The sequence below is a fragment of the Mesoflavibacter sp. SCSIO 43206 genome, assembly GCF_019904215.1.
GTDB lineage: Bacteria > Bacteroidota > Bacteroidia > Flavobacteriales > Flavobacteriaceae > Mesoflavibacter > Mesoflavibacter zeaxanthinifaciens.
In genome coordinates this window covers 83,829-96,517 of the sequence record NZ_CP063201.1, presented here as the reverse complement: position 1 = coordinate 96,517, position 12,689 = coordinate 83,829, and the positions used below count along the sequence as shown (strand labels likewise).

The 12,689-nt window shown below is 30.6% G+C and carries 12 protein-coding genes and 1 riboswitch; of the genes, 3 read left to right on the top strand and 9 right to left on the bottom strand.

What is annotated here, in order from left to right; translation table 11 throughout:
* Positions 1-3: 3 nt before the first annotated feature.
* Both INR78_RS00485 and INR78_RS00480 read right to left on the bottom strand, forming a co-directional pair.
* The gene (locus INR78_RS00485) at positions 4-582 is read right to left on the bottom strand and encodes a hypothetical protein (RefSeq protein WP_027878646.1); all 579 of its coding nucleotides are present in this window, start codon (positions 580-582) and stop codon (positions 4-6) included.
* Positions 583-585: 3 nt separating this feature from the next.
* The gene (locus INR78_RS00480) at positions 586-1,479 is read right to left on the bottom strand and encodes a DUF6263 family protein (RefSeq protein WP_223077026.1); all 894 of its coding nucleotides are present in this window, start codon (positions 1,477-1,479) and stop codon (positions 586-588) included.
* Positions 1,480-1,650: 171 nt separating this feature from the next.
* Between INR78_RS00480 and rpmH the strand changes: the two genes are divergently transcribed.
* Together rpmH and carB are read left to right on the top strand one after the other, a co-directional pair.
* The gene (gene rpmH, locus INR78_RS00475) at positions 1,651-1,812 is read left to right on the top strand and encodes a 50S ribosomal protein L34 (protein ID WP_027878648.1); all 162 of its coding nucleotides are present in this window, start codon (positions 1,651-1,653) and stop codon (positions 1,810-1,812) included.
* A gap of 103 nt (positions 1,813-1,915) precedes the next feature.
* Positions 1,916-4,768 (top strand): carbamoyl-phosphate synthase large subunit, encoded by a 2,853-nt coding sequence (carB, locus tag INR78_RS00470; protein WP_223077025.1) that lies wholly within the window; start codon positions 1,916-1,918, stop codon positions 4,766-4,768.
* A 45-nt stretch (positions 4,769-4,813) separates the two neighbouring features.
* Here the strand turns inward: carB and INR78_RS00465 are convergent, their stop codons facing one another.
* The 7 genes from INR78_RS00465 to INR78_RS00435 form a co-directional block, all read right to left on the bottom strand.
* Positions 4,814-5,377 carry an acyl-CoA thioesterase gene (locus tag INR78_RS00465; protein WP_223077024.1) on the bottom strand — a complete coding sequence of 188 codons (564 nt, stop codon included), beginning with the start codon at positions 5,375-5,377 and terminating at the stop codon, positions 4,814-4,816.
* A complete protein-coding gene (locus tag INR78_RS00460; RefSeq protein ID WP_223077023.1) occupies positions 5,374-5,625 on the bottom strand; it encodes a hypothetical protein in 252 nt (83 codons plus the stop codon). The genes INR78_RS00465 and INR78_RS00460 overlap by 4 nt, the downstream gene beginning before the upstream one ends.
* A 2-nt stretch (positions 5,626-5,627) precedes the next feature.
* Positions 5,628-5,978, bottom strand: coding sequence for a 6-phosphogluconate dehydrogenase (locus tag INR78_RS00455; protein ID WP_223077022.1), 351 nt, complete (start codon positions 5,976-5,978; stop codon positions 5,628-5,630).
* Between the two features lie 10 nt (positions 5,979-5,988).
* Positions 5,989-7,374 carry a DNA recombination protein RmuC gene (gene rmuC, locus INR78_RS00450; RefSeq protein ID WP_223077021.1) on the bottom strand — a complete coding sequence of 462 codons (1,386 nt, stop codon included), beginning with the start codon at positions 7,372-7,374 and terminating at the stop codon, positions 5,989-5,991.
* A 72-nt stretch (positions 7,375-7,446) separates the two neighbouring features.
* Complete coding sequence (locus INR78_RS00445) at positions 7,447-8,241, bottom strand: ABC transporter ATP-binding protein (protein ID WP_223077020.1); 795 nt, start codon at positions 8,239-8,241, stop codon at positions 7,447-7,449.
* Between the two features lies 1 nt (position 8,242).
* Positions 8,243-9,214, bottom strand: coding sequence for a FecCD family ABC transporter permease (locus INR78_RS00440; RefSeq protein ID WP_370632526.1), 972 nt, complete (start codon positions 9,212-9,214; stop codon positions 8,243-8,245).
* Positions 9,215-9,270: 56 nt separating this feature from the next.
* Positions 9,271-10,428 (bottom strand): ABC transporter substrate-binding protein, encoded by a 1,158-nt coding sequence (locus INR78_RS00435; RefSeq protein WP_223077018.1) that lies wholly within the window; start codon positions 10,426-10,428, stop codon positions 9,271-9,273.
* 181 nt (positions 10,429-10,609) lie between these two features.
* Positions 10,610-10,806: riboswitch (cobalamin riboswitch) on the top strand.
* A gap of 32 nt (positions 10,807-10,838) precedes the next feature.
* Here INR78_RS00435 and INR78_RS00430 point away from each other — a divergent pair.
* The gene (locus INR78_RS00430) at positions 10,839-12,689 is read left to right on the top strand and encodes a TonB-dependent siderophore receptor (protein WP_223077017.1); all 1,851 of its coding nucleotides are present in this window, start codon (positions 10,839-10,841) and stop codon (positions 12,687-12,689) included.

Here is a 12,689-nt window from a genome sequence, read left to right as displayed (position 1 = left end):
TGCTTATCTGCTTCTTCTTTTTTGAGACCTTAAAGATCCACCTTGACCATAATGTTGCTTAGGCATTTGCGCTTGCTTCATATTTTGCTTCATCATTTTTATTTGGTCAGTAAGCATACCTTGTTTGTCTAGTTTTTGTGCTTCGGCAAGTAGTTTTGTAGCTTCTTGTTTTCTTCGTTTAGAAAAAGCAATACCAGCTAAGTTTAATTTTGCCATAGCCATATCGTGATCCATCGACAATCCTAAGCTTACTGCTTTTTTAAAATAACGTTCTGCTTCATTTACATTGTCTTGAGATACCATTATCCCGTGTAAAAAGTTGTAATACCCTTGTTGCTTTTTTACTAATGCAGCTTCAGGATTTTTAATTTTATTAAGCCATTTTTTTGCGCCGTCAAAATCTTGTTTTCTTAGGCGTAAAAAGGCAAGAAGGATAAATTCATTTTTAAAATATAAAAACAGAAATACTAAAGAAAGTAAAAGGTACATGATTCCATTACCTATCTCACCGTCAATAAATTGCCAGATTGCAACTCCAAATATTCCTACCGCTAGTATTAGTTTAAAAATTTTATTGTACATGTTTTATTTAAATGGTTTATATGTTGTTGTTGAAATTATTGTTGTAGGGATTTCTACACTTTCCATACCTTTCATAATAGAAATTCCTTTTGCTATAGAAGTTATTTTAGCTTCTATTGGCCAACCAGAATTTTTGTTAGAAGTAATTACAGATTGCTGTGTGCCTTCTAAATTCATGGTTAGCGTATCTTCTTTAGATGTTAATGTTATATCACTATTACAAGAAATATATATGTTATTGTCAACCTTGTCAACCTTGTCAAGCTGCCAAGTATTTTTAGCTTTCATATCTCCTTTAAACTCATTTTTCCAAGATTCTCCAATATTTACAGTTTTATTTGGATACATAAAAGTAAATTGGTTAAGACTTTCAATAAGACTTTCGCCACCAAATTCATTTCGTATAGATTCTTTCATGATTTCTTTAGTAAAATTATCAAAATCAAGATCGTTAATCATATTGTTAATTAAATCCTCGGTACCAACTAAACTTACAATTTTTCCTGTTTTTAGCATGTTTATCTCTAAAGCAGTTTCGGTTAACCCTTTAAAGATTTTTCCTTCTACATCGTCTTCACTAATATCTTTTTTAGTATCAACATTAAATATGGTTCCTGCTAAATTGGAAGTGGTTTTCATGAAAAATGAATCATACTTAAAGTTAATAATATAAGAGCTATCTGTCTCTTTTTTGATGTGAAACAGATAATCTCCACCAAGATTATTAATAATTTTATGTTCTTGATCATTCATTTTTTGAACAATTTCTTGTTCAGAAACCTGAGTAATCTTTAAGGTGTCACCAACATTTAAGTTATAGCCAAGATAGTGTTGTGCTTGTATAACACTAGTAAAACCTATCAAAAGGACTAATAAAAATAATTTTTTAAAGGACATAAAAGCATTGTTTTATTTGCTTTTGCAAAGAAACTAAAATTTTATTGAAAAATATTTTTAATTTTAGGTTTGTCAAATTAAAAACCCTTTGTATATTTGCGCTCAGTTTTGGAGATTTCAAAACCAGAATTATATTAAAAATTACATTTTCAGATTTAAAGATAATATACAATGAGTAAAAGAACGTTTCAACCATCGAAAAGAAAAAGAAGAAACAAGCATGGTTTTAGAGAAAGAATGGCTTCTGCTAATGGTAGAAAAGTATTAGCGCGTCGTCGTGCTAAAGGAAGAAAGAAATTATCTGTTTCATCTGAAACTAGACATAAAAAATAATGATTAACAATTGTTAATATATAAAGGCGTTGCTTAGGTGTAACGCCTTTTTTTATATCTAATTATCACTATTTTTGAAAAACCAAAAACAACACATAATACAATGCCTAAAAATCCTAAATTAAAATCTATCCTTATTATTGGTTCTGGTCCAATTATTATTGGTCAAGCGTGCGAATTTGATTATTCTGGTTCGCAAGCATTAAGATCTTTAAGGGAAGAAGGAATCGAAACTATTTTAATTAACTCTAACCCAGCAACTATCATGACTGATCCAAAAATGGCAGATCATGTGTACTTGCTTCCTCTTAATACAAAGTCTATTGTTAAAATATTAAAAGAGCATCCTCAAATAGATGCTGTTTTACCAACAATGGGAGGACAAACAGCGCTTAACCTTTGTATTGAAGCAGACGAAAAAGGTATTTGGGAAGACTTTGGAGTAGAAATTATCGGTGTTAATATTGATGCCATTAACATTACAGAAGACAGAGAAAAGTTTAGAGAGTTAATGTTAAAAATAGGTGTTGGTATGGCACCTCAAGCAACAGCAACTTCATTTTTAAAAGGTAAAGAAATAGCTCAAGAATTTGGTTTCCCGTTATGTATTAGAGCATCGTTTACCTTAGGAGGAGCAGGAGCAGCGATTGTTTATGACGAAAAAGAATTTGACGACGCGCTTACCCGTGGTTTAGAAGTATCACCAATACATGAGGTGATGATTGATAAGGCTATGATGGGTTGGAAAGAGTATGAGCTTGAGCTTTTAAGAGATAAAAATGATAATGTTGTAATTATCTGTACGATTGAAAATATGGATCCAATGGGAATCCATACCGGAGACTCGATTACTGTTGCGCCAGCTATGACACTTTCTGATAAAACATTTCAGAAAATGCGTGATATGGCAATAAAAATGATGCGTAGTATTGGTGATTTTGCTGGTGGATGTAATGTGCAATTTGCGGTAAGTCCAGATGAACATGAAGAAATTATTGCAATTGAAATTAATCCACGTGTATCTCGTTCGTCTGCATTAGCAAGTAAGGCAACAGGATATCCAATAGCAAAAATAGCAGCTAAATTAGCTATAGGCTATCATTTAGACGAACTTCAAAACCAAATTACAAAATCAACTTCTGCTTTATTCGAGCCAACTTTAGATTACGTAATTGTAAAAATACCACGTTGGAACTTTGATAAATTTGAAGGTTCAGACCGTACTTTAGGTCTTCAAATGAAAGCAGTAGGAGAAGTAATGGGTATTGGTAGATCTTTTCAAGAAGCCTTACACAAAGCTACCCAATCTCTAGAAATTAAAAGAAATGGTTTAGGTGCAGATGGTAAAGGTTATAAAAACTATGACCAGATTATAGATAAACTAACTAACGCAAGTTGGGATAGAGTATTTGTAATTTACGATGCAATCCAAATGGGTATTCCTTTAAGTCGTATTCACGAAATCACAAAAATAGACATGTGGTTTTTACGTCAATATGAAGAGTTGTATCAATTAGAAAAAGAAATTTCGACGTATACAATAGACACGATAGAAAAAGACCTATTATTAGAAGCTAAACAAAAAGGATATGGTGACAGACAAATAGCACACATGCTTAATTGTTTAGAAAGTCAAGTGTATAATAAACGTGATGAATTAGGCGTAAATCGTGTGTACAAGTTAGTAGATACTTGTGCTGCCGAGTTTGAGGCAAAAACACCTTATTACTATTCTACATTTGAAAATGATGTAGAAACTGTAGACGGAACACGTTTACCAGATAATGAAAGTGTAGTTTCGGACAAGAAAAAAATTATTGTTTTAGGATCTGGACCTAACCGAATTGGTCAAGGAATAGAGTTTGATTATTGTTGCGTTCATGGTGTGTTAGCTGCTGCAGAATGTGGCTACGAAACTATAATGATAAACTGTAACCCAGAAACTGTATCTACAGATTTTGATACCGCAGATAAACTATATTTTGAGCCAGTATTTTGGGAGCATATCTACGATATTATTCGTCATGAAAAACCAGAAGGTGTTATCGTTCAATTAGGTGGTCAAACAGCATTAAAACTTGCAGAAAAACTATCTAAATATGGCATCAAAATTTTAGGTACTAGTTATGAAGCTTTAGATTTAGCTGAAGACAGAGGAAGTTTTTCTAAACTTTTAAAAGAAAATAATATTCCTTACCCTAAGTTTGATACAGCCGAAACAGCAGAAGAAGCTTTAGCTGTAGCAGATAAATTAGATTTTCCAATTTTAGTACGTCCATCTTATGTACTTGGAGGACAAGGAATGAAAATAGTAATTAATAAGAAAGAATTAGAAAAGCACGTTGTAGATTTACTACGTAGCATTCCTAATAATAAATTATTATTAGATCATTATTTAGATGGTGCAATAGAAGCAGAAGCAGATGCTATTTGTGATGGTGAAAATGTTTACATCATAGGTATAATGGAACATATAGAACCATGTGGAATTCACTCTGGAGATAGTAATGCAACGTTACCACCTTTTAATTTAGGTGACTTAGTAATGCAACAGATTAAAGATCATACAAAAAAGATCGCATTAGCATTAAACACAGTTGGTTTAATCAATATACAGTTTGCAGTAAAAGACGACACTGTGTATATAATAGAAGCTAATCCGCGTGCATCTCGTACAGTACCATTTATAGCAAAAGCTTATGGAGAACCTTATGTAAATTACGCCACTAAAGTAATGCTAGGAGAGAAGAAGGTAACTGATTTTGAATTCAATCCTAAACTAGATGGTTACGCTATAAAACAACCAGTATTCTCGTTTAATAAATTTCCTAATGTAAATAAACAATTAGGACCAGAAATGAAAAGTACAGGAGAAAGTATCTTGTTTATAGATAGTCTTAAAGATGATGAGTTTTATGATCTTTATGCAAGACGTAAAATGTATTTAAGTAAATAAGATGATTGTAATATAATTAAAAAGCCTCATTTATCGAGGCTTTTTTTAATTAGATTGATCTGGTAATTCGATTTTAACTTTGTATTTTTCTAATAAGGGTAAGTAATCAATATGAGAAAAATCTTCGCTATCAAATTCGTTTTGACGTTGTTTTTTAGTTTCCATACGTTTGATGGCTTTTAAAAAACGTTTCACTTCATTTTTATCATTTAAAATTAAACCTGGTACTTTTTTAGAGTCACCATTTTCATCTTTTGCCACCATAGTAAAGTAAGACGAGTTACAATGTTTTACAGCTCCAGTTTGTATGTTTTCAGATTCTACTCTAATACCTACGACCATAGATGTATTGCCAACAAAATTTACAGATGCTTTCATGGTAACAAGCTCGCCAATTTCTATTGGATTTAAAAAATCTACAGTATCTACACTTGCAGTTACACAGTAAGTTTCTGAGTGTTTTGAAGCACAAGCAAAAGCAATTTGATCCATTAAATTTAAAATGTAACCACCATGAATTTTTCCTCCAAAATTAGAGTGCGAAGGTTGCATTAATTGCGAAATACTTACACGAGATGCATCTACTTTTTTATAGGATTTATTACTCATAATTGTTGTTGTCTAATATAAATTTCAATGTCTTTTTTGTAGTAAAACCCAAATACAATAAAAATTAAACCAAATATAATTGCACCAACAGTAATAACCTTTTGTAACTCTTTATTGTTTGTTTCGATAATAGGTTGTACAATTGATTCTAGACCTATTGAAAGTAAACCTGCTCCCAGTATAAAAACAATGATATATCTAGCTCTTAATGTCCATTTGTAAATTATATTTAGGGTATGCTCTGTCAAATTTAGTTACGCTTTTTTTCTTCAACTTTAGTTATAAAATATTTAGTATCACCAAGCCAGAAAAAACTTTGATAACGCTCTATATATGATAGTTTTACAAACTGACCTTGATATTTATTTAAATCTTCAATAACTTGAGATTTTCCTTTTTCTACAGAAAACTGAAATATTTGTGCTTCGCTAACACCTTGACTTATTTCGCCTTCCCAAGTTTTAAATAGCACACCTTTTTTACTAAACTTTACAAGTTCTCCAGCTCTTACACCTTCGCTGTAAGGTACAAAGTAGATAAAGGCAAAGTAGCCTATAACTATTAAAAGGATTACTATAATGGATTTAATTAAGAATTTCATATAAATAATTTTAATCGTCGCTATTAGCTCGTTTTACAATATTTTCTGGTAACGATTTTTTGGCTTTAGCACCTAATTTTTTAATTTTTTCTACACTAGTAATTAAGTTTCCTCGTCCTTCTACTAACTTATTCATTGCAGAAGAATAATCCTTTTTAGCATCGTCAATTTTTTTACCAACACCAGTTAAATCTTTAACTAAGCCTTCAAATTTATCATATAATGCACCAGCTTGACGTGCAATTTCAATAGCGTTTTGTTGTTGTTTTTCGTTGTTCCACATACTATCTACTGTTCTTAAAGTAGCAAGTAGGGTAGAAGGTGTTACAATTACAATATTTTTCTCAAAAGCTTTGTTGTAAAGCGTGTTATCTTCGTTTATTGCTATTGCAAATGCTGGTTCTATTGGGATAAATAGAAGAACAAAATCTGGCGATTCTATATCGTATAAATCTTGATAATTTTTTTCAGATAGTTGCTCGATATGTTTTTTTATCGAGTTTAAATGCGCTTTTAAAAATTGTGCACGTTCGTCTTCATCTGCATTAACATAACGTTCGTAATCGGTTAAAGACACTTTACTGTCAATAATCATTTTTTTGTTATCCGGTAAGTGTAAAACCACATCGGGTAAGACTCGTGTTCCGTCTGCACGAGTAAAACTTTGCTGCACAAAATACTCGCGATCTTTTTCTAAACCAGATTTTTCAAGAACGCGTTCTAATACTAATTCGCCCCAATTTCCTTGCATTTTACTATCGCCTTTTAATGCTCTAGTAAGGTTTGTGGCTTCTTTAGTCATTTGTTGATTTAGATCTTTTAAACCCAATAATTGCTCTTTTAAAGCACTATGCATGCTTATGCTTTCCTTTTGTGTGTCTTCTACTTTTTTCTCGAAGGTTAGAATTTTCTCCTGTAATGGATTTAAAATATTCTTGATATTTTCTTTATTCTGCTCGGTAAATTTGTTTGATTTTTCCTCAAGAATTTTATTAGCTAACAACTCAAAATCTTTACGTAATTGTTCTTGTTGTTGCGCTAACTCTTCATCACGTTTTAAATTTTGTTGTTGAAGATTGTCATACTCAGTACTACGTCTTGTAAGTTCTGCGTTTAAAAATTCTTTTTCGCGTCTAATGTCTTCACGCTCGTTTTCGGTTTTAGCAATTTGTTGACGTAATTCATTTAATTGAAGATTAAAAGCCTCGTTTTTTTTTTGGTTTTCACTGTCGTGAAAGACTTTAAAGTCGTTAAATTGTTGCTGTATATTGGCATTTCTTTCCTCTAAAGTACTTTTTTCGCTTTTACTTTTTAGTTTGGTAAAAAGCATACCCAAATAACCGCCAATAGCTGCCGAAATAAGTATCGCTATAATAAGAATGATGTTGTCGCTCATTTAAAAAATTGATTTTTTCAAAGATAAAATAAAGTTATAAGTTGAAATCTACAAGTTAAAAAGTTTTCTCAACTATTTCTTCACTCTAAAACTTCCTGTTTTTTCATCAAAAACAATCAAATCTTTAGGGAAAAGACTTTCAAAAACACCTTTTGAAATAAGGTTACATGGTTGATCAGAAACCACTTGGTCTTTTGTCATTACAACCATACTGTCACAAAGTTGAATGGCTAAATCAATTTCATGTGAAGAAAACAATATGGTTTTGCCAGTATCTATCGTTAATTGCTTTAGCAGTTTTAAAAGATATGCTTTATGATACATATCTAAATGCGTTGTAGGTTCATCTAAAATAATAATTGGTGTGTCTTGGGCTAAAGCACGTGTAATCATTACTTTTTGAAGTTGTCCATCGCTTAGTTCAAAACATTTTTTGTGCTTTAAATCTTCAATATTTGTAAGTTGAATGGCTTTTTTTATAGCCTCTAAATCTATTGTTGTTAAGTTGCCAATCCAGTTTGTATAAGGTTGTCTTCCCAGAGCGACAAGCTCAAAAACGCTTAGATTTTTAGATGAAATAGGCTCAGTTAAAACCAAACTCATCTCTTTTGCTAATTCTAAATTATTGTACTTGTTTAGCTGTTTTTCATTAATAAAAATATCACCATTTAAAGCAGGTTGTACTTTGGTTAGTGTTCTTAATAATGTTGATTTTCCTATTCCATTTCCGCCGACAAGCGCTATTAATTCACCTTTATTTAGATTAATATTAATGTTTTTAGCAATAGGTGTTTCTTTCTTTTTAGAAATATAACCTATGTCTAAATTATTGGTTTTTAGGATGATATTTTGGTTTTTCGCATTCATTTTAAAATATCATTTTACGTTGTCTAACTAATAACCAAATCACTATTGGTGCACCAAATAAAGAGGTTATTGCATTAATTGGTAACGAATAATCGCTGTTTGGTAATTGTGCAATACTATCGCAAATAAGCATAATAATGGCTCCAATTAAAAACACAGCTGGTAATAATATTTTATGGTTTGAAGTCTTAAATAATTGTCGTGTTAAATGCGGAATTGCTAAACCAATAAAAGCAATTGGTCCAGCAAAAGCGGTAATTGTTCCTGCTAATAAACTAGTTGCAATGATGATAATAAATCTGCTTTTCTTTAAATCTAAACCTAAACTTTTAGCATAATTATCACCTAACAATAAAGAGTTTAACCCTTTAATTGAAAGTATACTAAAGAACAGTCCAAAGCTGTAAATAAAGATAAATATGATAAGCTCTTGCCAATCTAAATCGCCTAAACTACCAAATCCCCAAAAAATGTATTGTTGTAATTGCTCTGCAGAACTAAAATAAGATAACACACTAACTATTGCAGCAGTAATGCTACCAAACATTAAGCCTATAATTAAAATTGCCATCGTATCTCTAACTTTACTTGAAACGATAAGCACAAGTAATAATACTAAAAAACTACCTAAACTTGCAGCAATTACCAAACTCCATTTACTGATTAAAAATGTGGCTAAAAATCCACCAAAGACCGAGCTTCCTAAAATAACTAAAGCAACACCAAGACTTGCACCAGAAGTAATCCCTAAAACAAATGGACCAGCTAAAGGATTTTTAAATAAGGTTTGCATTAACAAACCAGAAATACCTAAACCAGAACCTACTAAAATGGCTGTAATTGCTTTAGGTAAACGGTAATTTTGAATGATATATTCTTGGTTAGAAAAATCTGATGATTTTACTAAAAAACTATCAATAATTGTAGAAAATGAAATCTGTACAGATCCTAAACTGATGTTTAAAATAAACATAGCAATAAGCCCTAAACTAAGTGCTAAAAATGTCCATTTATATGACTGGTTTTGATTCACTTTAAAACTTTAAAAAAATAAGGTTCGTAATCTTTTAAAAGATCTGGATGACCAATTTTAATAATATCTTTTAAAACTAGATCAGGTCTTGCAAAACCAGTTTCGTAATATAAAACGCCACCAGTTGCGCCAGTTGCATTAGTAAAAGAGTAGACTTGATTGTTTTTAAAAGCGTTAAATTGTGTGTAATGGGGATTAGCTTTTTTTAGTGCATCCATAGAAGAGTAATACGACGGACTTAACCATAAATTAGCTTGTTTAGCTTTTGCAAAGACACTTTCAAAATTTAAAGCTAAACTACCTGCAGCTTTAGTGTCTGCATATAAATAATTAAGGTTAGCATCTTTTAAAAGCTGTGCTTCGGTACTAGTTCCGCTTGGTAAATACCATACATCTTTGTGTAATGCGCCACTAATTACAGTTGGTTGATTGGTAACTGTTTTTGCTAATTGTTTTGCGTCTTTATAACTTGTTTCAATAGATTTAAAAATAGAATCTGCTTGTTGTTCTTTATCATACAATGCTCCAAAAAACTTAATCCATTCTGCTTTGGCAAGTGGTGATTTTTCTACCCAATCTCCATTATAAATAACAGGTATGTTTGCTTTTTTTATGGTGTTTAAAGATTTACTTTTTCCGTCTACACCAAAACCAACGACGACATCAGGATTTATGCTTAAAAGGACTTCGGTATTTAGGCCTTCATTTTTACCAAGTTCTCTTACTAAACCATCGTCAATACGTTGTCTTGTTTTAATTGAAGATATATAGTTTGTACCAGGAAAACCTACTAAGGTTTCAACTTCATTTAACAATTCTAAAGCAGGAATATGAGTTGTAGATGTTACTACAATGTTCTGAATAGGAATGGTAATGATACCATCAAATTCATCTTTATTTAATGTTGTTTTTGCAGCATTTTCTTTAGTAATTAAAGCGTAACGGTAATTTTTATCTGCTTTTGGCCAAGGATTTGTAATCGTTAATACTTTAAAATTCCCATTATCTTTTATACTAAAACCTTTTGCGTAATTTAAGTTTAAATTAGTTTCAAAAACGTTTGGTAAAGGTTTTGTTTTGGCTTCATCCTCTTTACAATTTGTAAAAAGCAATATAAAAATAGAAATGTAAATTAATAAGTGTTTCTGTAACATTTGTAACTGGTGTTGACTAAAAAAGCATGTAAATTTATCGAAAATATTTACCATGCGAGACGGTTCAAATTTAACAATATATATAGTAGCAGGTGTTATTATTCTTCATTTTTTATTAGGCTTTGTGTATTTGATTTATAAAATGAATAAGAAAAAATAGTCTTTATTTATTTTATCTGTTACATTTGCAGCAGATTTTGGTTTTGATATAATATTATTTGTATCAAATTAAAAGGGAATCTGGTTAAAATCCAGAACTGTTCCCGCAACTGTAAGCTATAAAGCTTGTTATTTTACTTCATGTCACTGTCTTTATTAGATGGGAAGACCAATAACAAGACGCAAGTCAGGAGACCTGCCAAATTCTATAATTATTATTAATAACCTTCGGGAAAAAGGTTTTAAGGTTTATGAAATTATTTTATAGTCTTGTTTTTTTGTGCTTTAGTACAATTGCTTTAAAAGGGCAAATCAAAGTAGATTCTGTACAAACGTTAGAAACTGTTGTTTTAAGCGATGTTAAATTACAGCAGAATAATTATGGGTTTAAAACAACAACATTAAAAGATTCTGTGTTACAAAACGACTCTAAATCTTTTACAGATATTTTACGTTTTAATAGTAATGTTTACTTTAAAGAAAATGGTTATGGTATGGTGTCTTCCCCATCATTTAGAGGTACAAATGCCTCTCAAACCGCTGTAATCTGGAACGGAATTTCTATAAACTCTCAACTTAATGGTCAAACAGATTTTAATTTAATTAATGTTAATAATTTTGATAACGTCGTTATAAAAAATGGAGGCGGAAGCGTACAGTATGGAAGTGGCGCAATAGGAGGTAGTATACATTTAAATAATAAGTTGAATTTTAGTTCGCATTTTGACAATCAACTAAGGTTGAACTATGGAAGTTTTAACACGCAAAAAGCAAGTTTTAATACTAATTACGGTAGCTCTAAATTTGCAGCAAATTTTGGGTTTCAGTATGTCACTTCAGATAATGATTACAGATACTTAGGTACAGATGAATTTAACGAAAACGGCGCTTTTAATAACTTAAATTTTAATGTCAATTTAGGGTATTTTATTTCAGAAAATAATATCTTAAAACTGTATCATCAATCGTTTTTAGGTGAACGAGAGCTGTCTGGTACCTTAAATACAATTTCTAGAAATAAATATTTAGATGAAAACTTTAGAACATTATTAGAATGGGCAAATATTGGTAATCATTACACCTCAAAAGTAAAAGTAGCTCATTTACAAGAGCTGTTTAAATTTTACCAAAATAAAGACTTAGATGGTTATAGTTATGGCAAAGTAAATACCTATCTAATTAAACATATTTTAGATTACAATCTTTCCAAAAAAATAGCTTTAAAAAGTATCCTTGATTATAATTATTTTGAAGCAGATGGTAGTAGTTTTGGATCACCAAATCGTAGTGCATTTTCTGCAACAGCAATAGCTACTTACAAGCCAAATAGCAAATCTACTTTTGCCTTTAATATTAGACAAGATGTTACTTCAGATTTTGAAAGTCCGTTATTATTTTCTTTAGACGGAAGTTATCAGTTTAAAAATTTTTACAAAGTGTTACTAAATGCCTCTAAGAATTTTAGAGTACCAACATTTAACGACTTGTTTTGGCAACCTGGTGGCAATCTAAATCTTAAACCAGAAACGTCTTACCAAATAGATTTAGGTCATCAATTACAATACAAATGGGTAACATTAGACCTTAACACATATTATATTAAAAATGAAAATTTAATACAATGGAAACCTAGTAACTCCAGTTTTTGGTCACCAATAAATATAAATCAAACACATAGTTATGGTGCAGAATTAGGTTTGAAATTAAACAAAAAATTTGGAAGTCATACTATTACTTTAAACGGTAACTATTCTTATACTATTTCGGAAGATTTAGAGGCTAATAAACAGTTAATCTATGTACCTAAACATAAAGCTAATGTTAGTATAGCTTATAATGTTAAAAGATTGTCTTTTTACTATCAGCATATGTTTAATGACATGGTTTTTACTACCGAAGATAATATTATAAGTCCACTTTACAGCTTACCCAAATATGATTTAGGAAATATCGGCATTTCTTATCAATTAATACAAAATAAAAATCATAATCTTAGATTAGGTTTAGACATTAATAATTTATACGATAAACCATATCAAAATGTAATTTTTAGACCTATGCCTAATCGAAATTATAACATTCAATTACACTATAAATTTTAA